Source organism: Paraburkholderia nodosa DSM 21604, assembly GCF_000519185.1.
Lineage (GTDB): Bacteria > Pseudomonadota > Gammaproteobacteria > Burkholderiales > Burkholderiaceae > Paraburkholderia > Paraburkholderia nodosa.
The window spans coordinates 262,017-286,636 of sequence record NZ_JAFA01000003.1 but is presented as its reverse complement, the minus strand read 5'-3'; the positions used below and the strand labels follow the sequence as shown (position 1 = coordinate 286,636).

The 24,620-nt window shown below is 64.8% G+C and carries 21 protein-coding genes; 12 read left to right on the top strand and 9 right to left on the bottom strand.

Translation table 11 applies throughout. The features are described 5' to 3' along the window. Positions 1–41: 41 nt before the first annotated feature. The 3 genes from A3CW_RS0105845 to ahpF all read left to right on the top strand — a co-directional run bounded on the left by A3CW_RS0105845 (position 42) and on the right by ahpF (position 3,616). Positions 42–950 (top strand): LysR family transcriptional regulator, encoded by a 909-nt coding sequence (locus tag A3CW_RS0105845; RefSeq protein ID WP_028202723.1) that lies wholly within the window; start codon positions 42–44, stop codon positions 948–950. A 312-nt stretch (positions 951–1,262) separates the two neighbouring features. Further along, positions 1,263–1,826: an alkyl hydroperoxide reductase subunit C gene (ahpC, locus tag A3CW_RS0105840; RefSeq protein WP_028202722.1), complete on the top strand. Its 564-nt coding sequence runs from the start codon at positions 1,263–1,265 to the stop codon at positions 1,824–1,826. A gap of 188 nt (positions 1,827–2,014) precedes the next feature. Further along, positions 2,015–3,616: an alkyl hydroperoxide reductase subunit F gene (ahpF, locus tag A3CW_RS0105835; RefSeq protein ID WP_028202721.1), complete on the top strand. Its 1,602-nt coding sequence runs from the start codon at positions 2,015–2,017 to the stop codon at positions 3,614–3,616. Positions 3,617–3,691: 75 nt separating this feature from the next. Here the strand turns inward: ahpF and oxlT (A3CW_RS0105830) are convergent, their stop codons facing one another. Further along, entirely contained in the window at positions 3,692–5,035 is a 1,344-nt protein-coding gene (gene oxlT / locus A3CW_RS0105830; protein WP_028202720.1) for an oxalate/formate MFS antiporter, read from the bottom strand. Between the two features lie 479 nt (positions 5,036–5,514). Here oxlT (A3CW_RS0105830) and A3CW_RS0105825 point away from each other — a divergent pair, with 479 nt between their 5' ends. Then, positions 5,515–5,778 carry a cupin domain-containing protein gene (locus A3CW_RS0105825; protein ID WP_028202719.1) on the top strand — a complete coding sequence of 88 codons (264 nt, stop codon included), beginning with the start codon at positions 5,515–5,517 and terminating at the stop codon, positions 5,776–5,778. Positions 5,779–5,790: 12 nt separating this feature from the next. On the opposite strand, the gene A3CW_RS45390 is transcribed toward A3CW_RS0105825, so the two are convergent. Genes A3CW_RS45390 through mprF form a run of 3 tightly spaced genes read right to left on the bottom strand, consistent with a single transcriptional unit; the run spans position 5,791 to position 10,019 of the window. Continuing rightward, positions 5,791–6,009: a HigA family addiction module antitoxin gene (locus A3CW_RS45390; protein WP_035512400.1), complete on the bottom strand. Its 219-nt coding sequence runs from the start codon at positions 6,007–6,009 to the stop codon at positions 5,791–5,793. 30 nt (positions 6,010–6,039) lie between these two features. Further along, positions 6,040–7,413 carry a virulence factor family protein gene (locus A3CW_RS45385; RefSeq protein ID WP_051481250.1) on the bottom strand — a complete coding sequence of 458 codons (1,374 nt, stop codon included), beginning with the start codon at positions 7,411–7,413 and terminating at the stop codon, positions 6,040–6,042. Beyond that, positions 7,410–10,019, bottom strand: a complete 2,610-nt coding sequence (mprF, locus tag A3CW_RS0105810; RefSeq protein ID WP_028202718.1) for a bifunctional lysylphosphatidylglycerol flippase/synthetase MprF — start codon at positions 10,017–10,019, stop codon at positions 7,410–7,412. Before mprF ends, A3CW_RS45385 begins: the two co-directional genes overlap by 4 nt. A gap of 627 nt (positions 10,020–10,646) precedes the next feature. Here mprF and A3CW_RS0105805 point away from each other — a divergent pair. Then, positions 10,647–11,810 (top strand): porin, encoded by a 1,164-nt coding sequence (locus tag A3CW_RS0105805; RefSeq protein ID WP_028202717.1) that lies wholly within the window; start codon positions 10,647–10,649, stop codon positions 11,808–11,810. Between the two features lie 123 nt (positions 11,811–11,933). Here the strand turns inward: A3CW_RS0105805 and A3CW_RS45380 are convergent, their stop codons facing one another. Beyond that, positions 11,934–12,359: a DUF2917 domain-containing protein gene (locus A3CW_RS45380; RefSeq protein WP_063750806.1), complete on the bottom strand. Its 426-nt coding sequence runs from the start codon at positions 12,357–12,359 to the stop codon at positions 11,934–11,936. Positions 12,360–12,915: 556 nt separating this feature from the next. Between A3CW_RS45380 and A3CW_RS50755 the strand changes: the two genes are divergently transcribed. From A3CW_RS50755 to A3CW_RS0105780, 5 genes are all read left to right on the top strand, one after another. Then, the gene (locus A3CW_RS50755) at positions 12,916–13,152 is read left to right on the top strand and encodes a hypothetical protein (RefSeq protein ID WP_081771534.1); all 237 of its coding nucleotides are present in this window, start codon (positions 12,916–12,918) and stop codon (positions 13,150–13,152) included. Further along, positions 13,133–13,861 carry a GntR family transcriptional regulator gene (locus tag A3CW_RS0105795; RefSeq protein WP_028202716.1) on the top strand — a complete coding sequence of 243 codons (729 nt, stop codon included), beginning with the start codon at positions 13,133–13,135 and terminating at the stop codon, positions 13,859–13,861. The genes A3CW_RS50755 and A3CW_RS0105795 overlap by 20 nt, the downstream gene beginning before the upstream one ends. 463 nt (positions 13,862–14,324) lie before the next feature. Next, positions 14,325–15,572, top strand: a complete 1,248-nt coding sequence (frc, locus tag A3CW_RS0105790) for a formyl-CoA transferase (protein WP_028202715.1) — start codon at positions 14,325–14,327, stop codon at positions 15,570–15,572. Between the two features lie 16 nt (positions 15,573–15,588). Further along, positions 15,589–16,401 (top strand): fumarylacetoacetate hydrolase family protein, encoded by an 813-nt coding sequence (locus A3CW_RS0105785; protein ID WP_028202714.1) that lies wholly within the window; start codon positions 15,589–15,591, stop codon positions 16,399–16,401. A 51-nt stretch (positions 16,402–16,452) separates the two neighbouring features. Further along, positions 16,453–17,427 carry a hypothetical protein gene (locus A3CW_RS0105780; protein WP_028202713.1) on the top strand — a complete coding sequence of 325 codons (975 nt, stop codon included), beginning with the start codon at positions 16,453–16,455 and terminating at the stop codon, positions 17,425–17,427. 101 nt (positions 17,428–17,528) lie between these two features. Here A3CW_RS0105780 and A3CW_RS0105775 read toward each other — a convergent pair whose 3' ends face one another. Continuing rightward, the gene (locus A3CW_RS0105775; RefSeq protein WP_028202712.1) at positions 17,529–18,473 is read right to left on the bottom strand and encodes a LysR family transcriptional regulator; all 945 of its coding nucleotides are present in this window, start codon (positions 18,471–18,473) and stop codon (positions 17,529–17,531) included. A gap of 372 nt (positions 18,474–18,845) precedes the next feature. Here A3CW_RS0105775 and oxlT (A3CW_RS0105770) point away from each other — a divergent pair, with 372 nt between their 5' ends. Together oxlT (A3CW_RS0105770) and A3CW_RS45375 are read left to right on the top strand one after the other, a co-directional pair. After that, positions 18,846–20,201 (top strand): oxalate/formate MFS antiporter, encoded by a 1,356-nt coding sequence (oxlT, locus tag A3CW_RS0105770; RefSeq protein WP_028202711.1) that lies wholly within the window; start codon positions 18,846–18,848, stop codon positions 20,199–20,201. Positions 20,202–20,223: 22 nt separating this feature from the next. Continuing rightward, complete coding sequence (locus tag A3CW_RS45375) at positions 20,224–21,360, top strand: LysR family transcriptional regulator (protein ID WP_081771543.1); 1,137 nt, start codon at positions 20,224–20,226, stop codon at positions 21,358–21,360. A 120-nt stretch (positions 21,361–21,480) separates the two neighbouring features. Here A3CW_RS45375 and A3CW_RS0105760 read toward each other — a convergent pair whose 3' ends face one another. The 3 genes from A3CW_RS0105760 to gltS form a co-directional block, all read right to left on the bottom strand. Then, on the bottom strand, positions 21,481–22,458 hold the full coding sequence (locus tag A3CW_RS0105760) for a 2-dehydropantoate 2-reductase (RefSeq protein WP_028202710.1): 978 nt from the start codon (positions 22,456–22,458) through the stop codon (positions 21,481–21,483). A gap of 192 nt (positions 22,459–22,650) precedes the next feature. Continuing rightward, positions 22,651–23,271, bottom strand: a complete 621-nt coding sequence (locus A3CW_RS0105755) for a LysE family translocator (RefSeq protein WP_028202709.1) — start codon at positions 23,269–23,271, stop codon at positions 22,651–22,653. Positions 23,272–23,357: 86 nt separating this feature from the next. After that, entirely contained in the window at positions 23,358–24,572 is a 1,215-nt protein-coding gene (gene gltS / locus A3CW_RS0105750; protein WP_028202708.1) for a sodium/glutamate symporter, read from the bottom strand. Between the last annotated feature and the right edge of the window lie 48 nt (positions 24,573–24,620).

Genomic DNA, 24,620 nt, shown 5'->3' with positions numbered 1-24,620 from the left:
TTAAAATACGACTCACTGTCACGCTGAAGTGGACAATCGGATTGCAACTCGACGACATGCGGATCTTCGTGAACACCGTGGATGCGGGCAATTTCACGGCGGCGGCCCATCGGCTGCGGCTTTCCAAGCAGTTCGTGAGCCGGCGCGTGGCGGCGCTGGAGGCCGATCTGGGCGCGCGCCTGCTCGTGCGCAACACGCGCAAGCTGGCGGTCACGGACCTCGGCCAGGACTTCTACGAGCGCGCGAAACGGATCCTTGCGGACGTCTCGGAGGCCGAGCAGGCCATGTCGGACCGGCGCAGCGAGCCCCGCGGCCTCCTGAAAGTGAGCGCGCCGATGTCGTTCGGCATGGCGCACCTTTCGCCGCTCGTCGCCGAATTTCTGCGCGAGCATCCGGACGTGCGCTTCGACATGGATCTGAGCGACCGCACCGTCGACGTGATCGGCGAAGGTTTCGACATGGCGCTGCGTATCGGCCGGCTGGCGGATTCCACGCTGGTCGCGCAAAAGCTCATCGACGTGCGCATGATCGCGTGCTGCAGCCCCGGCTACCGGCGCCGGCGGCGCGCGCCGCAAACGCCCGCCGATCTTGCGCAGCACGCCTGCCTGCCGTACGGGCAGCAGGGCCGCGCGCCGTGGGAATTCATCGTCGATGGCGTGCGCACGCCTTTCGACGTGCACGGGCCGCTGCGCGCGAACAACGGCGAAGTGATCCGCGACGCCGCCATTGCCGGGCTCGGCATCTGCTATCTGCCGGACTTCATCGTGGCGGGATCGGTTGATGCGGGCCTGCTGGTGGAGGTGCTCGAACCGTTCATGCCGCCGCCCAACGCGCTCCATGCGCTGTATCCGCAGCATCGTGAAGCTTCCGTGACGATTCGCGCGTTCACGCAATACCTGCGCGAGCGGCTCGCGGCGCGTGCGGCAACCGCGCGTGGCGGGGCGCTTTGACGCGGCAAGCCTGCGGCCCTTGCAGAAGCACCGTTGTGCCTGCATCTAACATGTAGAGCTTCGTGAACGCACCATGACAGCGCGGGTGCGTGAGGCGCATTGTCGCAGTTTCGTTGTATGCTCACCGCCCCGAGGGTTGCTCGGGCCGCGCGATGCGGGCGCGGAACCCCATGCTGGCGGGCTTTGACGGACGTTATGGGGGCCGATAGGCAGGGTTAATACCCGCGATCAAAGCAACCAATTTTTCAAACGGACGCGGTTCCCGTAACCTTCGTTCATACCTTTTCCCAACCCAGACCGAGGAAACAACGCATGTCTCTCATTAACACGCAAGTCAAGCCGTTCAAGGCAACCGCATACCACAACGGCAAGTTCGTTCCGGTCTCAGAAGAAAACCTCAAGGGCAAGTGGTCGGTTGTCGTGTTCTACCCGGCCGACTTCACTTTCGTGTGCCCGACGGAACTCGGCGACCTGGCTGACCAGTACGCAGAATTCCAGAAGCTCGGCGTTGAAGTCTACGGTGTGTCGACCGACACGCACTTCACGCACAAGGCATGGCACGACACGTCGGACACGATCGCCAAGATCAAGTACCCGCTGGTCGGCGACCCGACGGGCGCAATCACGCGCAATTTCGACGTGATGATCGAAGAAGAAGGCCTGGCACTGCGCGGCACGTTCGTGATCAACCCGGAAGGCGAGATCAAGCTGTGCGAAATCCACGACAACGGCATCGGCCGTGACGCCAAGGAACTGCTGCGCAAGGTGCAAGCTGCTCAGTACGTGGCATCGCACCCGGGTGAAGTCTGCCCCGCCAAGTGGACGCCGGGCGCTGAAACGCTCAAGCCGTCGCTCGACCTCGTCGGCAAGATCTAAGCGTCGCAGTATCCATGCGATCGCCCTGATCGCATGACGCCGAAGTCTGACTAGCTGTATCCCCGGGCCGCGCCCACGCGGCCGCGGCCCGGGTGCCCTGTTCGCCTCTTGACGCCATGAGCGGAACGGCGAAATTGCCAGGCAATACTTAGAATTCCCCTGCTTCTTCTCTAGCCGGAAAAAAAGCCATGCTCGACGCCAACCTCAAAGATCAACTCAAAAGCTACCTCGAAAAAGTCACGCAGTCGATCGAGATCGTTGCGTACCTGGACGATGGCGAGAAGTCGCAAGAACTGCAGCAACTGCTGCAGGACATCGCATCGCTCTCGCATCGCATTGCCTACGAAGAACGCCGTGGCGCCGCAGCCGGCGACGCGCGTACCCCTTCGTTCGACATCAAGCGCGCGAACTCCGACGTGAAGGTCACGTTCGCGGGCATCCCGATGGGCCACGAATTCACGTCGCTCGTGCTGGCGCTGCTCCAGGTGGGCGGCCACCCCGTCAAGCTCGAGAACGACACCATCGAACAGGTGAAGGCGCTCGACGGCGTGTTCTCGTTCGAAGTCTATATGTCGCTGTCGTGCCAGAACTGCCCGGAAGTCGTGCAGTCGATCAACGCGATGGCCGCGCTGAACCCGAACGTGCAGATCGTCACCATCGACGGCGCGCTGTATCAGGACGAAGTCGAGAAGCGCCAGATCATGGCCGTGCCGACCCTCTACCTGAACGGCGAAGTGTTCGGCCAGGGCCGCATGGGCGTGGAAGAGATTCTCGCGAAGCTCGACACGGGCGCATCGTCGCGCGCCGCCGAGAAGCTGAACCAGAAGGATATTTTCGACATGCTCATCGTCGGCGGTGGCCCCGCTGGCGCTGCGGCTGCGATCTACGCGGCGCGCAAGGGCATCAAGACCGGCGTGCTCGCCGAGCGCTTCGGCGGCCAGGTGCTGGACACGATGGCCATCGAGAACTTCGTTTCCGTGACGGAAACGGAAGGGCCGAAGTTCGCCACGGCGCTGGAGCAGCACGTGCGCGCTTATGACGTCGACATCATGAATCTGCAGCGCGCGGAAGCGCTCGTGCCCACGGGTAACGGCTTCGAAGTGCGCACGCAAAGCGGCGCGACGCTGCGCGCGAAGAGCGTAGTGCTCGCCACGGGTGCGCGCTGGCGCAATGTCGATGTGCCGGGCGAGCAGCAGTACAAAAACAAGGGCGTGGCCTACTGCCCGCACTGCGACGGTCCGCTCTTCAAGGGCAAGCGCGTCGCGGTGATCGGCGGCGGCAACTCGGGCGTGGAAGCGGCGATCGACCTGGCCGGTATCGTGAGCCATGTCACGCTGCTCGAATTCGGCGCGCAACTGCGTGCGGACGAAGTGCTGCAACGCAAGCTGCGCAGCCTGCCGAACGTCACGGTGCACGTGAACGCGCAAACCACGGAGATTTCCGGCGACGGCCAGAAGGTCACGGGTCTCGCCTGGCTCGAACGCACGTCGGGCGAGAAGCGTCAGCTCGAACTCGAAGGCGTGTTCGTGCAGATCGGCCTCGTGCCGAACACCGAGTTCCTCAAGGGCACGGTGGCGCTGTCGAAGCACGGCGAGATCGAAGTGGACGCGAAGGGCCAGACGTCGGTGCCGGGCGTGTTCGCCGCGGGCGACGTGACGACCGTGCCGTTCAAGCAGATCGTGATCGCCGTGGGCGAAGGTGCGAAGGCATCGCTCGGCGCATTCGATTACCTGATCCGCTCCTCCGTGGAGCAGGAAGAGGACGCGAAGGCGGCGCCCGTGGTCGCCTGAGCAAAGGTTTAGAGCAGTCTCTCTTTACGCCGGCTCACGCCGGCGTTTTTTTATGGTTTCGCGAGATAAGACGGCTCAGTCCTGGACGAGCGGGCTGCCATACGGGAAGTCGGCCGCCGGTTCCGCATGCTTTTGCCGATGGGCCTGGCGCAATGGCTTGAGCACGAATATGGCGAGCAGGGCTGAGACCGCCGCCATGCCCGAGGCGAGCATGAATACCGCGTGCCAGCTGCCGGTTGCCGCGGTGATCACACTCGTGAACGGCACGAGCAGCGCGGCCGTGCCCTTCGCGGTGTAGAGCAGACCCGCGTTGGTCGCGGCGAACTTCGGTCCGAAGGTGTCGCCGCAGGTAGCGGGAAAGAGGCTGTAGATTTCGCCCCACGCGAAGAACACGATGCCCGTGAGCACGACGAACGCCATTGGGCTGTGACCGTATTGCGAAAGCAGCACGATGCCGATCGCCTCGATGCCGAACGCGACGAACATCGTGTTCTCGCGGCCAATGCGGTCCGATACCCAGCCAAAGAAGGGCCGCGTGAGACCGTTGAGCACGCGGTCGATGGTGAGCGCGAACGTGAGCGCGGGCAGCGTGAGGCCGAGCAGCGAAACGGGCGAGTCGTGCAGGCCGAAATCCTTCGCGATAGGGCCGAGCTGCGCGGTCGCCATCAGACCGCCTGCGGCCATCATCACGAACATGGCGTACATCACCCAGAAGATGGGCGACGCAACCACCTCGCGCGGGCTCGCGTTGTAGACGGCGCTCGCACCCTGCGCAAGCTGCTTCGCCGCGTGTCCCATTTGCCCGATGGCGCGTTTCGCCGCGGCGACGCCGTGCGAGGCGGGCGCGCTGAGTGCGAAGCCGAGCACGAGCACGACGATCCCTTGCCCCAGACCGAACCAGAGGAAGGTGGACTCGTATCCGCTGCTCTTGATCATGTTGGCGATCGGCACGACGGTCGCCGCCGACCCCGCTCCGAAGCCCGCCGCCGTGATGCCGGCCGCGAGCCCACGCCGGTTCGGAAACCACTTGAGCGCGTTGCCGACGCACGTGCCATAAACGGCCCCAGCACCCAGCCCGCCGATTGCGGCCGCGATATAGAGCATCGGCAGCGACGCCGCGACCGAATTGAGCACCCAGGCAACCGCACACAACAGCCCGCCGGCCACGACCACCGGACGCGGCCCGTACTTGTCGACGAGCCAGCCTTCCACGGGCACGAGCCAGGTTTCGGTGACGACGAAGATCGTGAACGCGACCTGAATCGCCGCGCGCCCCCAGTGGTACTTCTCGTTGATCGGATTGACGAACAGCGTCCAGCCGTACTGCATGTTGGCGATCATCGCCATGCAGATGACGCCGAACACGAGTTGCGTCCACGGCGACGCGAATCGCGACGCCCCTCCTTGCCGATGCTCCATGTGTGTCTCCGGTTTCTTCGAATGAATGGCCATCTGCGAGGGGCGGAATTCGCCCGGATCGCAGTCACGATTTCTGTCGTTTAGCTGACAGTCGTTTACACAATATGTAATATATCAATGAAGTCAAGCGGAAGACATCTCAGGGCTTCTACTAGCTCTGGGTATTGATGAGTATGCTTTTTGAAAGATTTCGATCGATGCTGCCGGCGCCAGAAAAAAAGCCCGCCGGCTAGGCCGGGCGGGCTAAGGCATGCGCGAGATAGCGGAAATCGCGACATGTGATGTCGTTATAGTTGAAAGCTTTTGGTAATGTAAGGGGAAATTTTTCTAAAACCTTTCAAGTTGATTTGAGTGAAAGGTTGACCGGCATTATTGCGCGCGGGCTGGCGGCACGGCAGGAAGCGAGGTCGTGCAGCGCCTCAGTGCGCGTGCCAAACTGGCTGCCGGCGGGTCGACGCCGTCGATCGAGGAGACGAATCATGCAGCGCGAAACATTCATCCGCAGCCTGGCCGAGGAAGGCTTTCCGGAGCCCGTCGTCGTGACGCGCGAAGCCGGCGTCATGGAGGTCCATTCGCATCCGTTCGAAGCGAAGGCGCTGGTCATCGAGGGCGAACTGCACATCCGCGTGGGCGACGAGGAGCGGCTCTACAAGGCCGGCGACGTGTTTCATCTCGCCGCCAACCTGCCGCACGCCGAGCGCTACGGGCCGCAGGGCGTGCAGTATCTGGTGGGGAGGAAGTGAGGGGCGGGACGCCTATGCCGCGAGGGGCCGAAGTTCCGAGAGATCGGCGTTTCTTGCGGCCTCCTCCAGATCGTAGTCGCTCTGGAGGTTCATCCAGAACTGCGGTGAGGTGCCGAATACGATCGAGAGACGCAGTGCGGTGTCAGCGGTCACGCTGCGCGCGCCATGCACGATTTCGTTGATGCGCCGCAGCGGCACTTTCATGGCTCGCGCCAGCGCGTTCTGGCTCATCTAGCGAGTACGGAAAAGCGACGCTCCCCCTCACCCCCGCGCCGCGATCTCCTTCTTCCAGCCCGCGATGATCTTCCCCGCGAGCGCGTTGTAGTCGCCGTCGAAGTGGTGATCGCCGTTCGTCTTCACGACGTCGATGCCGGTATTCACGAGCGCCGGGCACAGCGTGTCTTTCTCGCCCTCGCCATACACGCATTGCACGATCGAAGGCGGCACCTTCGCGAGTTCCGGGCGCACCTGCAGTGCCTTGTCGCTGGCGGGCATGCCGAGCCAGCCCGTCACGCGGACCTGGAAGTCGGCGTCCGGCGCGAAGCCGAGCAGCGACATGTACGACACCTTCGCGCGCAACGCGTCGGGCAGACGGTTGTAGGCGAACGGCATCACGTCCGCGCCAAACGAGTAGCCCACCAGCGCGATGTGCTGCGCATGCCAGCGCGAGCCGTAGGTCTTCAGCACGCGGGCGAGATCGTGGCTCGTTTGCTCGGGCGTCTTTTCGCTCCAGAAGTAGCGCAGCGCGTCCCAGCCGATCACCGAAATACCCTGCTTTTGCAGCGCTTCAGCAATCGTCTTGTCGAGATCGCGCCAGCCGCCGTCGCCCGAGATCACCACCGCGAGCATGTCGGTGGGGTGTGCCGCGGGCAGTTCGACGAGCGGCAGGTCCGACACGTCCTCTTCGCTCTCCGTCACGACGCGCAGGTGATTCGAGGTGAGTGCAACGATCTTGTCGGCGTCGGCAACGCCGGGAGCGAAGGCACGCGGGGCGCCAGCACTGGTTGCGCGCGCATCTTTCGTCGTCACACCCTGCTCGAAGAAGCCCGGCAGGCCATTGCCGCGCGAGAGCGTGGGGTCCGCCGGGCAGGGGGCGAAGCGCGCGTCGAGCTTCGCGGCAGGATCGAGCGACACGGCGCCCGCCATCGTGTTCGCGGGCGCCTGCGAGAGCATGCGCTGTGCGATGAGCGCACCTTCGCCGCTGCCGATGGCGATCGGCGCGTAGTACTCGCTGGCCCCTTGCTGGCGTTCGAGCTGGTGGCTCAGCGCTTCGGCGTCGCTGTAGAGCTTGTGGCAGGTCTCGTTCTTCACGGCGGACAGGTTCTGCGCATAGCGCTCCGTATCCACACCCACGACGAGCGCGCCATGCTGCGCGAGCGCGTCGGCGCGCGTCTGGTCGGCGGCGCTCCAGTGCGGGTCCGCCGAGAACAGGACGGTGAAGCCGCGCATCGCGCCACTCGGTTTCGTCACCGCGACCTCGCCGTAACGGCCGCCGGAAACGTGCATCGTCGCGGCGGAAGCGGGCATCGAGGGGGGCGTCGAAGCCGCGTTCGCGTGAGCCGTGAAAAACGCGAGCACAGCGGCGCCCGCTGCCGTGCCTGCAATGCGCGGCAGCTTGGGAATTCGGAATGTCATGAGCGCCAGCCTCCTGCCAGCAGCGATAGATCGGCGAGTGTGATGAACACGCTGATCGAGCCCGAGGCGGCCAGATAGCGTGGTTCCCAGCGCGGCGCGAACTTGTTCTTGAAGCCGCGCAGCCCCCGGAAGTTATAGAAGCGGCCGCCGAAACGCCAGATGAAGCCCGCGAGCCGGTGCCACGACGAAGCGAGCGGCGAGGGACCCATGCCCGAGAGCGGCGCCATGCCGAGCGAGAGCGACTGGTAGCCGGCGGTCTTCAGATGCAGCGCGAGCTGCGTGAACAGATACTCCATCGCGTAGGACGAGGCGCCCGGCAAATGGCGCATGACGCCCACCGTCGCGTCGGTGTTCAGATCGGTCGTCATGAAGGTGACGAAGGCGAGCGGCTCGCCGTTCTGGCGGACGAGCAACACGGACTGCGCGGCGAGATAGTCGTCGTCGAACGCGGCCACCGAGAAGCTCTTTTCGCGCGCTTCGCGGTCCTGCAGCCAGGCGTCGGAGATCGCGCGCAGCACCGGCAGGCTCGAGCCCATCTGCGTGGGCTCGATATGTTCGATCGAAAAGCCATCGCGTTCGCCGCGCTTGAGCGCGTAGCGCAGATGCGCGCGCTGCGGTCCCTTGAGGTCGAATTCTTGCAGCATCACGCGCGCTTCCTCGCCGAGCTTCATCAGCGTGAGGCCGGCGTCGAGATAAAGCGGCAGCGCGTCGGCGCGCACCTGGTAGAACGCCGCGCGGCCGTTGTGCGTATGGGCGAGCGTGACGAATTCGCGGATCAGCGCGGGCCACTCTTCGCGCGGGCCGACCGGGTCGTGCAGCGCCGCCCACGTGCGGCCGCGCTTCGCGTACATGAGGAACGCCTTGCGCGAGGCGGAGAAGAGGAAGCTCTTGTCGCCCATCAGCGCGAGGCCCGCGTCGCTGCGTTCCTGCGCGCGCACGATACGCGCGGCCTCTTCGAGGTCTTCGCTCGGGGGCATCACGAAGCGGCCCGCGGCGGGGCGGAGCAATTGCCACAGCGCGAGCGCGGCGGCGAACACGCCGGCGCCGAGCGTGGCGCGCAGCGCGCGCGGGGCGCGGCTGTGGAAGGCGAATTGCCACCAGAGACTTTGCGAGTACTGCACGTCGCGGAAGGCGAACAGCAGCACCCACACGGCGAGCGCGATCACGCAGCCGACCGAGGCGAGCCAGGCCGGCGTGAAGCGCTCGGAGAACATCGACGAGTGGCGATTGAAGCGCTTGCGCGTGCCGAGGAGCAGCACGATCAGCACGCACAGTACGCCCGCTTCGACGAAGGCGAGGCCTTTGGCGAGCGAGAGCGCGAGGTTGGCCATGGCGATCACGAGCGCGAGCCACCAGGCGGCGTCCAGGCGCCGCAGCAGACCGCGCGCGACGAAGAGGAGCAACACGCCGAAGAGGCTGCCCATCAGCTGCGAGCTTTCGAGCACCCAGAGCGGCACGATGGTTTGCAGCAGCGCGATGCGCTTGGCGAACGCGGGCGTGGCGCCCGAGATCACGAGCATGCTCCCGGTCACGAAGGTCACGATGGCGAGGAACAGCGGCGCGAGTTGCGAGACGCCGTCGGCGCCGCGCTTCGCAAAGCGGGCGCTGAGCGGTGTCTTGAGCGCGCGGCCCTCGAATACGGCGAGCACCGCCGCGGCGAGCGCGAGCGGCGCGCCGAAGTAGATCGCGCGATAGGCGAGCAGCGCGGCAAGCACCTTGGAGGTGGGCACGCTCGGGCCGAGCGCGTAGACCATCGCGGCTTCGAACACGCCGATGCCGCCGGGCGTGTGGCCGATCAGGCCGAGCAGCATGGCGGCGCAATACACGGTGAGGAAGTCGGTGAAGCCGAGGAGCGCATGCGGCATGACCGACCAGAGCGCAAGCCCGGCGCCGACCACGTCGAGCGCGGCCAGCAGCAGCTGCGCGACGAGGTCGCGCCGTGCCGGCACCGAAAAGCGCAGCCAGGCGCGGCCGAACGGCTCGATCTCGCGCGCGCCTGGGGGGCAAAGGACGACCATCACCGCGCCGCAGCCTAGCACCACGCCGCCGATCAGGCGCAGCTCGTCGGGGGAGAGATGCAGCAGACCGGAGAGTGTGCCGGCGGCGCCGACCATGCCGAGCGCGGTCATGAACACGAGGGCGAGGGCGAGCGTGACGCTCGTGAACACCGTCATGCGGCCGATCTGCGCGGCGGTGACGCCCGCGCCGCCATACACGCGGCAGCGCACGGCGCCGCCCGTGAGGGCGCCGAAGCCGGTGACGTTGCCGAGCGCCGAGCCGGCGATCGCGCCGGCCCACAGCGCGCCGCGCGAGACGCGTGCGCCGAGGTAGCGCAGGCCCACGGCGTCGCGACCGACCAGCGCGACGAAGCTCACGGCCGTGGCGGCGAGCGCGCCGACCCATTGCGCCGGAGTGAGCGTCCAGAGCTGGCGGATCACCGAGTGGTAGTCGACCGTGCGCGAGAGGTGCTGGAACACGACCAGCAGCAGCGCGCAGATGCCGAGTGCCAACACCGGCGCGACAAAGCGCGGCAGGTGCAGGGCACCGGCGCGGCGGTGCAGCGCCCCGAGGGCGCGCGCCGCGCGCGAAGAATGCGATTGAGACATGGATCGGTCTGGTGGCTCTCTGCGATGTCGCCGTATCGACTGTTACAGCTTCCCCGGCGGTGACATCGTGTTTATTCGCGTTTTGCGTTCACGTTCTTTCGAGGCCGGTTCTCGCGCACCTCGCGCCGTGAACCGGAAATTCGAGCCGAATCGTAATCGTTCGGAAAGGACTAGTTAAGCTCAGCAAACGCATAGGACTACCCGCCGGTTGACGCCGCGGTGCAAGAAACCGCTATTGGGTGCGGATCAATTGGGCGCGAAAACGCGCCGTAACTAGCGGATTTAATTGGGGAATAATCTTTTGATGATTGATGTTTGCAAAGCCTGATTAACAAGTGAATTGAACGGCAAGGTAATTGTTAAGTTATGAGTAATGGGTGGGCGCTGATCGCATGCTGAAACAGGCGCCGATCGGGCCGCTTCGCCGAAAGCCTTGCGTGGCGGGCGTTGCAGGCAGTCGCTTCGGGCATTGTTGCGCAGCCGGATCTAATGTTTTAGTTGTTAGCCAGGCGCTTCCTGAAATCGCTGTCACTAATTCGAGACAGCTTGTTTAATCCTTTTACAATGCTCGGCGGGAGAGTTAGTCTGCTTTGGTCAAGAGTTGTTTTACTGGGCCGGGAGAATGACGTGAAAAGACTAGCCTTGACTTCCCTTTCGCTGGCCGCGCTCGGGGTTGCCGGCACGGCTCAGGCACAGACCAGCGTGACGCTGTACGGCACGATCGACACCTCGATCACCTACGTCAATCACGCCGACGGCAGCAAGAACCTGTGGACGCTCGGCAACAGCAGCTTCGGCAATCTCTCCGGCTCGCGATGGGGTTTGAAAGGCGCCGAAGATCTCGGCGGCGGCCTCAAGGCGATCTTCCAGTTGGAAAGCGGCTTCAACCCGTCCACGGGCGCGCTCGCGCAGGGCGGCAGGCTGTTCGGCCGACAGGCATACGTGGGCTTGACGGCCGAGCAGTACGGGTCGCTCACGCTCGGGCGGCAGTATGACCCGCTCATCGACCTCGTGCAGGGCATCACGGCGGACAACTATTTCGGCTCCGTGTTCGCAACGCCCGGCGACGTCGATAACTACGACAACAGCTTCCGCGTGAACAACGCCGTCAAGTACACCACGCCCGTATGGAGCGGCCTCCAGGCTGCGGCGATGTACTCGTTTGGCGGCATTGCGGGCTCGACAGGCGCCGAACAGTCGTACTCGGCGGCGGTCAACTACACCAACGGTCCGCTCGCGCTGGCAGGCGGCTACTTCTACGCAGCGAACAGCCAGGCCGTGAACGGCATTCGGACCGGCGGCTGGACGAGCACCTCGGACGGCACCTTCGACGGCCCGATCAACTCCGGCTACGCCACGGCACACTCGCTCACCATCGCGCGCGCGGCGGCGCAGTATCAGCTCGGCCAGTTCACCTTCGGCCTCGGCTACAGCAATGCGCGCTACTCGCCCGATGCGAGTTCGGTGTTCCGCGAGACGCAAAAGTACAACACCGGCCAGGGCTTCATGAACTATCAGCTGAACCCCGCGCTGCTGCTCGGCATCGGCTATAGCTACACGCACGCCAATGGCGATACGTCGGCGAATTACAACCAGGTGTCGCTCGGCGCGGACTACAGCCTTTCGAAGCGCACGGACCTTTACATGACGGCGGCCTGGCAGCATGCGAGCGGCGATACCGGCAACGGGACCGGCGGCTCGACGCCGGCAGAGGCGTCGGTCGGTTCGTACGGTTACGCGGGGACGTCGAACCAGACCATCGTGAACCTCGGGCTGCGGCACAAGTTCTGATCGCGCGCCGCGCGCGCCTCGATTTACGACGCCGGATGCGCCAGTTGGGCGGTGCATCCGGCGTTTTGGCGTTTGCGGCTCTGGCTTCGGCTCAAAGCGCGTCAAGCGCCAGGGCTTCGCGCATCACGCCTCGCGCGAGCGCCGGAGCGTGAGCAGCGCAAGCCAGGCGGCGAGGCGCTCCATACCGCGCCGTACGCCCGCAAACGGCGGCTGCCAAGCGCTCGTGATGCTCACGCGCGCCGGCAAGGCGGCCTCGGTGCTGAGCCAGATGCGCTCGCCACGCTCGAGCCGAAGCGTCTCGCCCGGTTGCAGCCAGTGGTCGTAGGGCGAGCGGGCGCGCGTGACCCACACCTGGGCGACCTGAACCCGCAGCGTGGCCGACGCATTCACGCGCCAGGTGAGCGTGCGCATGGACGGCACGGCGAAGTGGATCGATTGTGCGGGCAACGGATCGTCGAAGCGGTCGGTTGCGTCCGCAACGGCGTGCGGTGCGGGCTGTGGGGCGGGTTGTGAAGCGGTCAGTGAAGCTGCCTGAAAAGCGTCATCCATCGTTTTCTCCAGTTTTTGGAGCCGACGAACGGAGCGCTGTCACCCAGAAAAACAAAAAGCCCCGTCGATGCCGGCGGGGCTTGTGATTTGCGTGACGACAGACTGCTAGTACGCACACCATCCCCGTGGGCTACCCATATGGGTTTTCCACGGATGATTCATCGTGTTTGCGATGACGAGGCGGGTGGAGGAAGTGTGCATGGGTCGAGTGTGCGGGGTGCCTTGCAGCGCTGTCAACCTGAAATGCTTAAATGGCTTGGCAGCCGTAGTTTGTGTTGCGTGCGCGTCTCGTTCGCACCTTTGCATGACGCGATCGTGCCCTTCGATAGCATACCCCTTGCGGGCAGCACCGGTTTCTCACTAGGATGGGTTGTTTTTCATGGATATCCGGTCGACCGTGCCCACAATGTGGGAGCGCACCCCTGATAAGCCCGCGAAGCATCGAAGTGTTGTAGGGAAACGACTGCATCTGATATATCACATACAGAATATTGCTTTTTGTCGCGACGCAGCATATGATTGAGTCATTCGATTACTCAATCATGCGGAGCTTCAAATGGATTTCGTTTCTCTCGCACTGTTCGGTGCAGCGGTCGTGGGTCTGGGTGCAGCTGCTACGGTCATGATCGCCAGGTGGCTGCCGCAGTCTGCCATCGAGCAGGCCGCGCAGCATGGCCGGTACGCTGGTTTGGGCGAAGCACCGCGCGCCAGGGCCGTTCGTCGTGCACAATTCGGTCCGCGAATCCGTCCGCAGGTCGGAAAAGAGGTAATCAATGTCGTCAGAACAAACTGAAGTTGTAGCAAGCCGGGAAGCGGCACCGCTCAAGCTGGTGCTGCAGCCCATCAACGCCACACTGAGTCTGCGCGATCAGGCTTATGCCATGCTGCGCCAGGCCATTGCCGACGCCGACATCTACCAGTCGCGCGAGGAAATCCGGCTCGACGAGCGCGTGCTGAGCGAATCGCTCGGCGTGAGCCGCACGCCGGTGCGCGAGGCCATGACGCTGCTCGAGCAGGAAGGCTTCCTGCGCATGGTGCCGCGCCGCGGCATCTATATCGTGCGCAAGAGCAAGCGCGAGATCGTGGAGATGATCCAGATGTGGGCCGCGCTCGAAAGCATGGCCGCGCGCCTCGCCACGATCCACGCCACCGACGAGGAAATCGCGCGGCTGCGCCACATGTTCGACGACTTCCGCGACAGCACGCCCGCCGAACACATCGCCGAGTACTCGGACGCCAACATCGCGTTCCACCAGGCGATCGTCGAGCTTTCCCGCTCGCAGATCATCCTCGACACCATCAAGAACATCTTCGTGCACGTGCGCGCCATTCGCCGCATGACGATTTCGCAGAGCGACCGGGCTTCGCGCTCGATCGTCGATCATCTGCGCATTATCGAGGCACTGGAGAAGCGCGACACCGAACTGGCGGAAAAGCTTGTGCGCCAGCATTCGCTCGATCTAGCGGTCTACGTCGACAAGAACTGCGATTTCCTGGATTGAGGCGGACAGCTAGCGCTGCGAACTCAACGCAAAACGGGAGACCTTCGGGTCTCCCGTTTTGCGTTTACGTCCCATCACGCCCATTCATCACGCGTCGGCTGAACGCCTCCGCCGGCCGACTTTATGCGCATCAACCCCTGGCATCCCTGACCAAATCACGGTGCCCTACAGCCATCCATTACACGGAATCTGGCATATCAGACGCAGCAAATGCTCGGGGTTTTCCCTTGTGTGCACCGCGTCAAAACCGTCGGACTTGCGCCAAAACCATGGTGGATACGGCTTCGGCGCGATTCTAATGGCATTCCCGATGGGCAATTCCCCTCTTGCCTCGTACTGATATATCACATACCGTATTGCTCAAGGACGCAGATGACGCGCCATCGCGCGAAACGCCTCTGCCCACGCAACCCCACCGATTTTCGAAAACTCGCCCGGCCACGATTAGATAAGGAGACATGACATGGGCAAGGCATTGAACGGCGTGCGCATCCTCGATTTCACGCACGTGCAGTCGGGACCCACCTGCACGCAACTGCTCGCCTGGTTCGGCGCGGACGTGATCAAGGTAGAGCGCGTAGGCGCCGGCGACATCACGCGGGAGCAGTTGCGCGACTTGCCGGACGCGGACAGCCTCTACTTCACGATGCTCAACGGCAACAAGCGTTCGCTCACGCTCGACACGAAGAACCCGCAAGGCAAACGCGTGCTGGAGCGGCTCATTCGCGACTGCGACGTGCTGGTCGAAAACTTCGCGCCCGGCGCGCTCGAGCGCATGGGCTTCAGCTGGGAACGCATACAGACGCTGAACCCGCGCATGATCGTCGCCTCGGTGAAGGGCTTCGGCCCCGGCCCGTACGAGGACTGCAAGGTCTACGAGAACGTCGCGCAGTGCGTAGGCGGCGCGGCGTCGACGACGGGCTTCGACGACGGCCCGCCGGTCGTCTCCGGCGCGCAGATCGGTGACAGCGGCACGGGCCTGCATCTCGCGCTCGGCATCGTCACGGCGCTCTATCAGCGCACGCACACGGGGCGCGGCCAGAAGGTGCTCGCGGCCATGCAGGACGGCGTGCTCAACCTGTGCCGCGTGAAGCTGCGCGACCAGCAGCGGCTCGAGCGCACCGGCGTCATGAAGGAGTACCCGCAGTATCCCAACGACGGCTTCGGCGAGGCGGTGCCGCGAGCGGGCAATGCGTCGGGTGGCGGCCAGCCGGGCTGGATTCTCAAGTGCAAGGGTTGGGAGACCGATCCGAACGCCTATATCTATTTCATCGCCCAGGCGCCTGTTTGGGACCGCATCTGCAAACTGATCGGGCGCGAGGAGTGGATCGACGACCCGGACTACGCGACGCCGAATGCGCGCCTGCCGCGCCTGAAGGCGATCTTCGACGAGATCGAGCACTGGACCATGCATCGCACGAAGTTCGACGCGATGGCCGTGCTCAATCGCTACGACATTCCGTGCGGCCCGATTCTCTCGATGAAGGAGATCGCCAGCGACGAATCGCTGCGCGCGAGCGGCACGATCGTCGAGGTGGATCACCCGGTGCGCGGCAAGTACCTCACGGTGGGCAACCCGATCAAGCTCTCGGACAGCCCGACCGAAGTCACGCGTTCGCCGATGCTGGGCGAACACACCGACGAAGTGCTCGCCGAATTCGGCTACACGAAGGACGAGATCCACTTGCTGCGTGCTTCTGGCGCCGTTTGAAACGAAGGAGCGAAACATGGAAACGTGGATGCGTTTGATGGCGAGCGACGGCAGCATCGTGTTCGGCCGCGTCGAGAACGGTTACCTGCACGAATACGAAGGGCTCGATCAGCCGGTGCCCACTGGCGCCGTGCTGTCGCTGCGCGCGCTCACACCGCTCGCGCCCTGTGCGCCCGGCAAGGTCGTCGCGCTCTGGAACAATTTTCACGCGCTCGCCGCGAAACTCGAAAAACCGGTGCCCTCGCACCCGCTTTTTCTCATCAAGCCGGCGGCTTCGGTGATCGGCTCTGCGGCATTGATTCGGCGTCCTGCCCACTATGCGGGAAAAATCGTCTTCGAAGGCGAGCTCGGCATCGTGATCGGCAAGCGCTGCCGCGATGCGAGCGTCGAAGAAGCCGGGTCGGCGATCTTCGGCTACACGATCGTCAACGACGTCACGGCTGCGGGCCTCATCACCGAGAATCCGCACTTCCCGCAATGGTGCCGCGCCAAAGGTTTCGATACGTTCTGTTGTCTGGGACCGGCGATCGTTTCCGGGTTCGACTGGCAGCGCGCACGCGTCGTCACGAAACTCGATGGCGTGGAGCGGCAGAATTATCCGCTCGACGACATGGTGTTTTCGCCGGCACAGCAGGTGAGCCTCATTTCGCAGGACCTGACGCTCGAACCGGGCGACGTGATTGCGTGCGGCACCTCCCTCGGCGTAGGCTCGATCGTTGATGGCGCAACGGTCGAGGTCACCATTGAAGGGATCGGTACGTTGAGCAATGCGCTGGGCGCCGCATGCGCGCATTCCGAGTCGCTCGCTGCCGTAGAGGGCGCGGCTTGACGGCGTAAAACCAAAGACGCGCGCGGCAGCGATGCCGCGCGAGGAGGAGAGATGCCGGAGCAACTGGCTGGCGACCTGGCGTGGCTGGGCGCTGGCGCGCTGTTCGCATGGCTCGGCTGTGCATTTGCACAATTGGCGGCGCTCGCGCCGGTGCGTGCGTGGCCGTCGTCGCGTTCTCGTGCCGCGCCGTGTTGCGCCAGGCGTGCTGGTGCGCCGCACAAGCATCGGCTTGCCTTCGCCATGTCGTTCGCATTGCTACTGACCGTGCCGCCCGGCGTGATCGCGGCGGCCTGGATGCATGCGCCCGACGCGACGGTCGCGGTCGAAGCCGGCGTGCTGGGTGGTTTGTGCCTTGCGGGCCGGCGCGACCTCACGCGGCGCGCGCGGACGGCGGCGCTGCTGGGTGGTGTAGCGGGCGCGAGTGCATTGATCGGCGCGTTCGTTGGCTACGTGTTGCAGCCAGGGCGTAGTCCTGGCGAGCGTATGGCGCTGTTCGTCGCGGCGGCGACCGGCGCACTGCTGATCGGCGGCGCGCTGAGTCTGTTCAGCCGTGGCGCGCAAGCGAGCGGCGCAGTGCGCAGGCGCGTGCCGTTCGGCCGCGGCGACCGCGTCATGCATGTCATCGCGCTGCTGCTAGGCGCGGCGCTCGGCTATGGATTCCTGAGCGCGCGTGCTTCGCCCGAATTCGAAATCTCCGTGCTGGTCGCGGCGAGCGTGCTGTGCGCGGCGCTGGGCGCGCGGCTCATGAGCGGCGCGCGGCGACCGCGGTTCGCGCGGACGGGCGCCGTCGAGGCGTCACCGCCCCGCGAGCCCTTCAGCGCGACATTCAATGCAAGCTTTGCGGGTGTGCCGGACGAACTGCTGGTCGCGGCCTGTGGCGGCGGCGCGTTCGAACCCGCCTGGCTGGCCGCGAGCGACACGCCGCACGGCGGCGCGGGGCGCGCGGGTCATCACGCGTCGCAGGACTTGCCACGGCGGCGGCGCAGCCGGGGCGGCGCGCTGCGTCAGCGGCAAGGGCCGCACTGACATCGTATCGACCATCTGCGGGACCAGACAAACCATCAGAACGCGCAATACGACGCGAACGATTAGTCATGCCTGATGATTTGTGTTGAAACCATCGAACCTTACTTATGCAAACTCGATTCTGACACTTTTGTAATGTTCTCGATGAGCGCCGCGCCTTCCTCCATGAGGAAGCGCTTGAACGCGAGCGCGACGGGCGGCAGGCGCTTGTTTTTCCGGTGCACGACGTACCAGTTGAGCATGACCGGGAAGCCTTCGACGTCGAGCACGGTGAGGTGACCGACCTGCAATTCGAGGCTGATGGTGTGCGCCGAAAGAAAGGCGATGCCCATGCCCGCGATCACGGCCTGCTTGATCGTCTCGGTGCTCTGGATCTCCATGGCGATCTTGAGGTTCGTGATCTTCCCGGCGAAGCCTTCTTCCATCGAGTTCCATGTGTCCGAGCCGCGCTCGCGCACGATGAACGCCTCGTTGGCGAGTGTGCTGAGCTTGATGGCGCGCTTGTTGGCGAGCGGATGCGTGGGCGCCGCAACGATCACGTACGGGTGGGGCGCAAACGGCTCGTTGATGGCGTCGGTCGCGTGGGGCGGGCGCACCATCACGGCGAGATCGGTCTGGTTGGTGGCGAGCTGCTGGAGCAGCTGCTCGCGGTTGTGCACGGAGAGATTGAGCGCGACGCCCTTGTAGCGGCGCGTGAACTCGGCCAGCAGGCGCGGAAAGAAGTAATCGCCCGCGCTAATGACGGCGACGTTGAGCTTGCCGCCCGAGACGCCCTTTAGCTGGCCCATCGCCTCGTCGACTTCGTGGAACTGCTGCATGATCGAGCGGCTGTAGTGAAGCATCTCCGTGCCCGCGGGCGTGAGATAGATCTTCTTGCCGAGCTGCTCGAAGAGCGGCAGGCCTGCGTGATCTTCGAGCTGCCGAACCTGCGTAGAAACGGCCGGCTGGGTGAGATGCAGCTCTTCCGCAGCACGCGAAAAACTGAGGTGGCGCGCCACGGTCTCGAAGACCTTGAGCTGGCGCAGCGTGGCGTTTCGCATCGTCATGGCCGAACCATAAAGGATACTGAATCCACATAATAACAAACTTTAATTGTGAGTAATTCAGCAATCACCCTAGCATAAGTTGAAAGGAGTCCGAATGCCGCGCAAAACGCTCGAAGCTACGTTCGGGTTAACGCTCGGAAATACGATTTCATAAGGGACAACACGTAGAAAAGCCCTTGTTTCACGATGTTTTCAGGGGTCTGACGTAATGCCAGGGTGAATGAGGATTGACGAATTGTCATTCGGATTTGTGATTCAGCCGGCGAATAAAAAACGCAGCGTGGCGAAGTGAAAAGTTAAAACCATAAGCCTCAATTTATGCAGACCCGTAATCATGCAGGCTGCAATGAATAGATAGCGGAGACAAGCGATATGAATGCAATCGGTCAGAGGAGCGAGAGCGGTCCGTTCTGGACGAACCGCTGGTTTCAACTGGTGGTGGGCATGCTATGCATGGCGCTCGTTGCCAATCTGCAATACGCATGGACGCTGTTCGTCGCGCCGATGAACTCGCGCCACCACTGGGGCCAGGCGGAGATTCAACTGGCGTTCTCGATTTTCATTCTGACCGAGACCTGGCTCGTGCCGGTGGAAGGCTGGCTCGTCGACAAGTTCGGCCCGCGTCCGGTCGTGGCGGTCGGCGCGGTATGCGCAGGCCTCGCCTGGGTGATCAACTCCTACGTCACGACGCTGCCGATGCTCTACGTGTCGGCCGTGATCGCGGGCATCGGCGCGGGCGCCGTGTACGGCACCTGCGTGGGTAACGCGCTCAAGTGGTTCCCGGACCGCCGCGGCCTCGCCGCGGGCCTCACGGCCGCGGGCTTCGGCGCCGGCGCCGCCGTGACGGTGATTCCGATTGCGAACATGATCACGCGCTCCGGCTACGAGCACACGTTCTTCTTCTTTGGCGTGCTCCAGGGTGTGTCGATTCTCGTGCTCTCGTTCCTGCTCGTGAAGCCCGTGACGCGCCCCGTCGCCGTGGCAGGCCGCCGTCTCGTCTCGCGCGTCGACTACACGCCGGGGCAGATGATCAAGCAGCCGGTATTCTGGGTGATCTACATCTGCTTCGTCGCGGTGGCCGCCGGCGGCCTGATGGCAACGGCGCAGATCGGGCCGATCGCCAAGGACTGGGGCCTCGCCCGCATTCCGATGACGGTGTTCGGCATGACGCTGCCGCTCCTCACGCTCACGCTGTCGATCGACAACATCTGCAACGGCTTTACGCGTCCGCTGTGCGGCTTCATCTCCGACAAGATCGGCCGTGAGAACGCGATGTTCCTGATTTTCGTGGGCGAAGGGCTCGCGCTGCTCGGCATGATGCAGTTCGGCACGAACCCGTATGCGTTCATGACCTTCGCTGCGCTCATCTTCCTGTTCTGGGGCGAGATCTTCTCGATCTTCCCGGCCATCTGCGCGGACACCTTCGGTAGCAAGTTCGCCGCCTCGAACGCCGGCACGCTTTACACCGCCAAGGGCACCGCGGCGCTGCTCGTGCCGGTGGCATCGGTGCTGTCTGCTACGGGCGGCTGGAGCGCGGTGTTCATCGCGGCGGCGGTCATCACGATCGCGGCGGGCGTGAGCGCCAAGTTCTTCCTCGCGCCGATGCGCAAGCGTCTGATCGAGCAGAGCAGCGAAGCCAGCAGTGACGCGAGCAACGAGTCCAACGTCACGCTGGCCACGAATACCGGCGCAGGGTTGCCGCACTGGTCCAACCAAAGCGGCGAATGAGGCGCGCGGGCCCGCCATGTCGATGAACGTATCGCTCCAGCAACTCAAGGTGTTCGTCGCGGTGGCGCGGGCGCGCAGCTTCACGCGCGCCGCGCGCGAGTTCGGGCTCACGCAGTCGGCCGTGAGCCGCTGCGTGCGCGAACTGGAGGAAGCGATCGAACTCAAGCTGTTCGACCGCACCACGCGCCAGGTCGAGCTCACGCTCGCGGGCAGCGGCTTCGAGCGGCGCATCGGCCGCTTGCTCGACGAGATCGAGATGGCGCTCAACGAGGGTCGCGACGCGCATCAGGCACATAGCGGCGTGGTGCTCGTGGCGAGCAACCCGGTGCTCTCGTCGAGCTGGGTGCCCGCCGCGCTCGCGCGCTGCGCGGCGGCTTTTCCATCGCTCACATTGCAACTGCAGGACTTGCCGCAGGCGGCCGTGCTGCAGGCGGTCGAGCAGGGCGAGGCCGACTTCGGCGTGATCGCGGAAAGCGTGCCGTTCGCGAGCGGCAACCTCGATGTGCAGCCGCTCTCGGCCACGCCGCTTTGCGCGCTCTTGCCAGCCCACCATCCGCTTGCGCTACAGGGGGCGCTGCGATGGGACGATCTCGCGCGCGAACCGCTCGTCACGCTCAATCGCGACGCCGGTTGCCGCGGCGCGGTGATGCGGGCGCTGGACGGTCTGCGGCCTGAGGGGAGGCCGCTACAGGAGTTCGCGCACGTGGCGGGCGTGGCACGCATGGCGCAGCTCGGCATGGGCATCGGCGTGTTGCCGGTGTGCGTGGACGGCGCGCGCGGGGGGCATGCGCATCGTGCGGGCGACGTTGCGCACGCAACGTGTCACTGGCCCGCGCCCGCGGGGGCACTCGTTACTCGTTTGCTGCATCCCGTCGTCAACGTGACGACGATGCTCGTGCGGCGTCGCCATCGTTCGCTGCGGCCCTGTGCTCAGGCCGCGTGGTCGCAGTTCATGCCGGACGGGCCAGTCGCGGACGGGGCAGTGGCGGACGGTTCTGACGCACAGGCCTCATCGCCGGATAGCGACGCGCTGCCGGAAACGTCCATCGACGGCTCGCCGATGCGTGGCTCGAACGGCGCGCCGATGCGCGTCGCGTTGCGCGGCGCCGATACGCCGCCGCCGCTCCAGGTGACCCGGACCCACGCCCGCATCGAATAGCGCGCGTTTCCTTCCTCCGCAAAGCAAAACGGATCGCTCGAAGCGATCCGTTTTTGTTTTTCCAGCACCGAGAACCGGCGCAGAAAAAAAAGCGGCGCACGCGCCGCCCTTCGTCGTGTCTTACGCCGGCTGCATCGCCATCCGCTCACGCTGCTTGACCAAGGCAAGCACGGTGTCGATGGCCGGCGTCGGCTCGCCAACCAGGCTGCCCATTTCCTGCACGACGGTGATCAGCGGATCGATCTCCATCGGCCGGCCGGTTTCGAGGTCGACGAGCATCGAGGTCTTGTGCGCGCCCACCGCGCCCGCGCCGTCGATGCGACGCTCCACATCCACGCGGAAGTTCACGCCGAACCGCTCGGCAATGCGCTTGCCCTCGAGCATCATCGTGCGCGCTACGGCACGCGTGGCCGGGTCGCTGGTGATGACGTCGAGCGTGGCGTGCGTGAGTGCGCTGATCGGGTTGAAGCAGAGATTGCCCCACAGCTTGAGCCAGATTTCGTCGCGGATGTTCTCGCGGATCGGCGCATCGAACCCGGCGGCCTGCATGGCTTCATGAAGCTGGACGATGCGCGGCGTGCGCTCGCCCGAAGGCTCGCCAATCGGAAACTTCTTGCCGTACACGTGGCGGATCACGCCAGGCGCGTCGATTTCGGCGGCCGGATAGAGCACGCAGCCAATCGCGCGCTCGGGCGTGAGTCGGTTCCATTGCGCGCCGTCCGGGTCGATGCTTTCGAGCCGCGTGCCCGCGAACTTGCCGCCATGCTGGTAGAAGTACCAGTAGGGAATGCCGTTGGTGCCCGTGACGATGGCTGTGTGCTTGCCGAGGAGCGGCTGCATCGCGTCGATCACACCCGCCACCGAATGCGCCTTGAGCGTAATGATGACGACGTCCTGCACGCCCAGTTCGCGCGGATCGGACGTGCAGCGCACCTTCGCCACGTACTCCTCGCCGTCCATCAGCAGGCGTGCGCCGTTCTCGCGCATGGCGGCCAGATGCGGGCCGCGAGCGACGAAGCTCACGTCGGCGCCTGCGCGTGCGAGTTGCACGCCCATCATGCCTCCAATGGCGCCCGCTCCAAAGATGCAGATCTTCATGTTGAAACCCCAATGACGTTGAAAACCGCTTGTCCGCAGGGCGATGCGCGAGCGTCGGGGAAAAGCTGCCCGCTCGCCGCGACCCCGGACGATGGTTTGAGCATAGGGGGCACTGTCGATTAACGACAGTTAAAGTTTCTCGCGAAAATCATCAAGAGATACTTATGGATGAAGAGCGCGTGACGAGGCTGTTCAGACGCGCCGCACGAGCAGAAAACTCACGCCGATCAGGCCGAGAAATGCGCCGCAGGTGCGATTGAACCAGCGGCGCACGGCGGTGCGTGTGAGCCAGCGGCCGAGGTACATGCCGGCGAGCGAGTAGAGCGCGATGGCCACGCATTCGAGCACGAGAAAGCTCGCGCCGAGCACGCCGAATTGCGGCGCGATGGGCCTGGCGACGTCGACGAATTGCGGCAGGAAGGCCGTGAAAACGAGAATCGCCTTGGGGTTGCCCGCCGCCACGAGGCACTCGCGCCACGCGAGGCGCGCGAGCGAGGCGTCGCTATCCATGCTCTCGCCGATAGGGTTGGCGTCGCTGCGCCAAAGCTGCACCGCGAGCCACACGAGGTAAGCGGCGCCGGCGAGCTTGATGACGAAGAAGACCGCCTCGGAAGCGCGCAGCACCACGGCAAGACCCGCGGCCGCGAGCGCGATCATGGCGGCGAACGAAACGAGCCGGCCCGTACCGCCGAGGAACGCGCGCAGGAAACCGTGCCGCGCGGCTACGTTGATGGAGAGGAGATTATTCGGCCCCGGCGCCATGTTCAGCGCGAAGCAGGCGGGCAGAAAGAAGAGCCAGGCGGTGAGGGACATGATGACGCTCGAAGAACGTTAGCGCCGCGCGCGGCGCGCCGTGATTCGCGCCATTCTAGCGCGCCTGGCGCGATCCGCCTTGCCGCTCAATGGAAAACCGGCAGCATGAGAAAGAGCTTGATGGTGATGGCGTTGGCAATGTCGATGAAGAACGCGGCCACCATCGGCACCACGAGAAACGCCAGATGGGAATGGCCGAAGCGCGCGGTGACCGCCTGCATGTTCGCAATCGCTGTGGGCGTTGCACCGAGGCCGAAGCCGCAGTGCCCCGCCGAAAGCACGACGGCGTCGTAGTTCGCGCCCATCACGCGGAACGTCACGAAGATCGCGTAGACCACCATGAGCAGCGTTTGCGCGACGAGGATCGTGAACACCGGCAGCGCGAGCGCGGCGAGGTCCCACAGGCGCAGCGTCATGAGCGCCATGGCGAGAAAGAGCGCGAGGCTCACGTTGCCGATCAGCGCGACGGCGTGCTCGGCCACGGGGCGCCTGGCGAGTGCGAGCGCGTTGGCGAGTAACACGGCCACGAACAGCACGCACACGAAGGTGGGCAGTTCGAACGCGGTGCCCGCGATCAGCCCGGAGAGCGCGTCGCCCCCGGCGAGGCTGATGGCGATGAGCGTGACCGTGTTGATGAACGCGCCCGGCGTGGTGGGCTGTTCGGCTTTCGGCTCCTCGAATGCGTACGGGTCGGGCGTTGCCGCGCCGCTGGCGCCGGGCGCTGCGTCGCCGGCCTGTGCGCCGATGTGCTTCATGAGGTGCTGCGCAACGGGGCCGCCAAGGATGCCGCCCATGATCAGCCCGAACGTGGCGCACGCTATCGCCGCTTCGGTGGCGGACTGCAGCCCGTGATGCTCGGTGAACACCGCGCCCCACGCGGCGCCCGTGCCGTGCCCGCCCGCGAGCGACACCGAGCCGCCCAGCAGCCCGTACAGCGGATCGACGCCGAACGCCATGGCGAGCGCGATGCCCAGCGCGTTTTGCAGTACGAGCAGTGCGACCACGACGGCGAGAAAGCGCACGAGTACAGGGCCGCCCTGTTTCAGGTTGCCGAGGTTCGCATTGAGGCCGATGGTGGCGAAGAACGCTTGCATCAGCGGCGCTTGCAGCGAGGTGTCGAAGACCACGTCCCTATGCGCGAAGCTGTGCAGGCCGAAGACGATCAGCGCGGCGACAATGCCGCCCGCCACGGGCTCCGGGATGGTCCACTTGCGCAGGATCGGCACGGCGGCGACGAGCCACTGGCCGACCAGCAGCACCAGCGATGCGACGACGAGCGTTCCGTAGACTTTGACGTTCATGGCGAGTGTCCGGCGGGGCAATGAGGGGGCCAGGCTGGCGGCGCATCT

Excerpts from the sequence above, each read along its gene's own strand:
- ahpC (WP_028202722.1), top strand. The coding sequence starts at position 1,263 with ATGTCTCTCATTAACACGCAAGTCAAGCCGTTCAAGGCAACCGCATAC.
- ahpF (WP_028202721.1), top strand. The coding sequence starts at position 2,015 with ATGCTCGACGCCAACCTCAAAGATCAACTCAAAAGCTACCTCGAAAAA.
- oxlT (WP_028202720.1), bottom strand. The coding sequence starts at position 5,035 with ATGGAGCATCGGCAAGGAGGGGCGTCGCGATTCGCGTCGCCGTGGACG.
- A3CW_RS0105825 (WP_028202719.1), top strand. The coding sequence starts at position 5,515 with ATGCAGCGCGAAACATTCATCCGCAGCCTGGCCGAGGAAGGCTTTCCG.
- A3CW_RS45390 (WP_035512400.1), bottom strand. The coding sequence starts at position 6,009 with ATGAGCCAGAACGCGCTGGCGCGAGCCATGAAAGTGCCGCTGCGGCGC.
- A3CW_RS45385 (WP_051481250.1), bottom strand. The coding sequence starts at position 7,413 with ATGACATTCCGAATTCCCAAGCTGCCGCGCATTGCAGGCACGGCAGCG.
- mprF (WP_028202718.1), bottom strand. The coding sequence starts at position 10,019 with ATGTCTCAATCGCATTCTTCGCGCGCGGCGCGCGCCCTCGGGGCGCTG.
- A3CW_RS45380 (WP_063750806.1), bottom strand. The coding sequence starts at position 12,359 with ATGGATGACGCTTTTCAGGCAGCTTCACTGACCGCTTCACAACCCGCC.
- A3CW_RS50755 (WP_081771534.1), top strand. The coding sequence starts at position 12,916 with ATGGATTTCGTTTCTCTCGCACTGTTCGGTGCAGCGGTCGTGGGTCTG.
- A3CW_RS0105795 (WP_028202716.1), top strand. The coding sequence starts at position 13,133 with ATGTCGTCAGAACAAACTGAAGTTGTAGCAAGCCGGGAAGCGGCACCG.
- frc (WP_028202715.1), top strand. The coding sequence starts at position 14,325 with ATGGGCAAGGCATTGAACGGCGTGCGCATCCTCGATTTCACGCACGTG.
- A3CW_RS0105785 (WP_028202714.1), top strand. The coding sequence starts at position 15,589 with ATGGAAACGTGGATGCGTTTGATGGCGAGCGACGGCAGCATCGTGTTC.
- A3CW_RS0105780 (WP_028202713.1), top strand. The coding sequence starts at position 16,453 with ATGCCGGAGCAACTGGCTGGCGACCTGGCGTGGCTGGGCGCTGGCGCG.
- A3CW_RS0105775 (WP_028202712.1), bottom strand. The coding sequence starts at position 18,473 with ATGACGATGCGAAACGCCACGCTGCGCCAGCTCAAGGTCTTCGAGACC.
- oxlT (WP_028202711.1), top strand. The coding sequence starts at position 18,846 with ATGAATGCAATCGGTCAGAGGAGCGAGAGCGGTCCGTTCTGGACGAAC.
- A3CW_RS45375 (WP_081771543.1), top strand. The coding sequence starts at position 20,224 with ATGAACGTATCGCTCCAGCAACTCAAGGTGTTCGTCGCGGTGGCGCGG.
- A3CW_RS0105760 (WP_028202710.1), bottom strand. The coding sequence starts at position 22,458 with ATGAAGATCTGCATCTTTGGAGCGGGCGCCATTGGAGGCATGATGGGC.
- A3CW_RS0105755 (WP_028202709.1), bottom strand. The coding sequence starts at position 23,271 with ATGTCCCTCACCGCCTGGCTCTTCTTTCTGCCCGCCTGCTTCGCGCTG.
- gltS (WP_028202708.1), bottom strand. The coding sequence starts at position 24,572 with ATGAACGTCAAAGTCTACGGAACGCTCGTCGTCGCATCGCTGGTGCTG.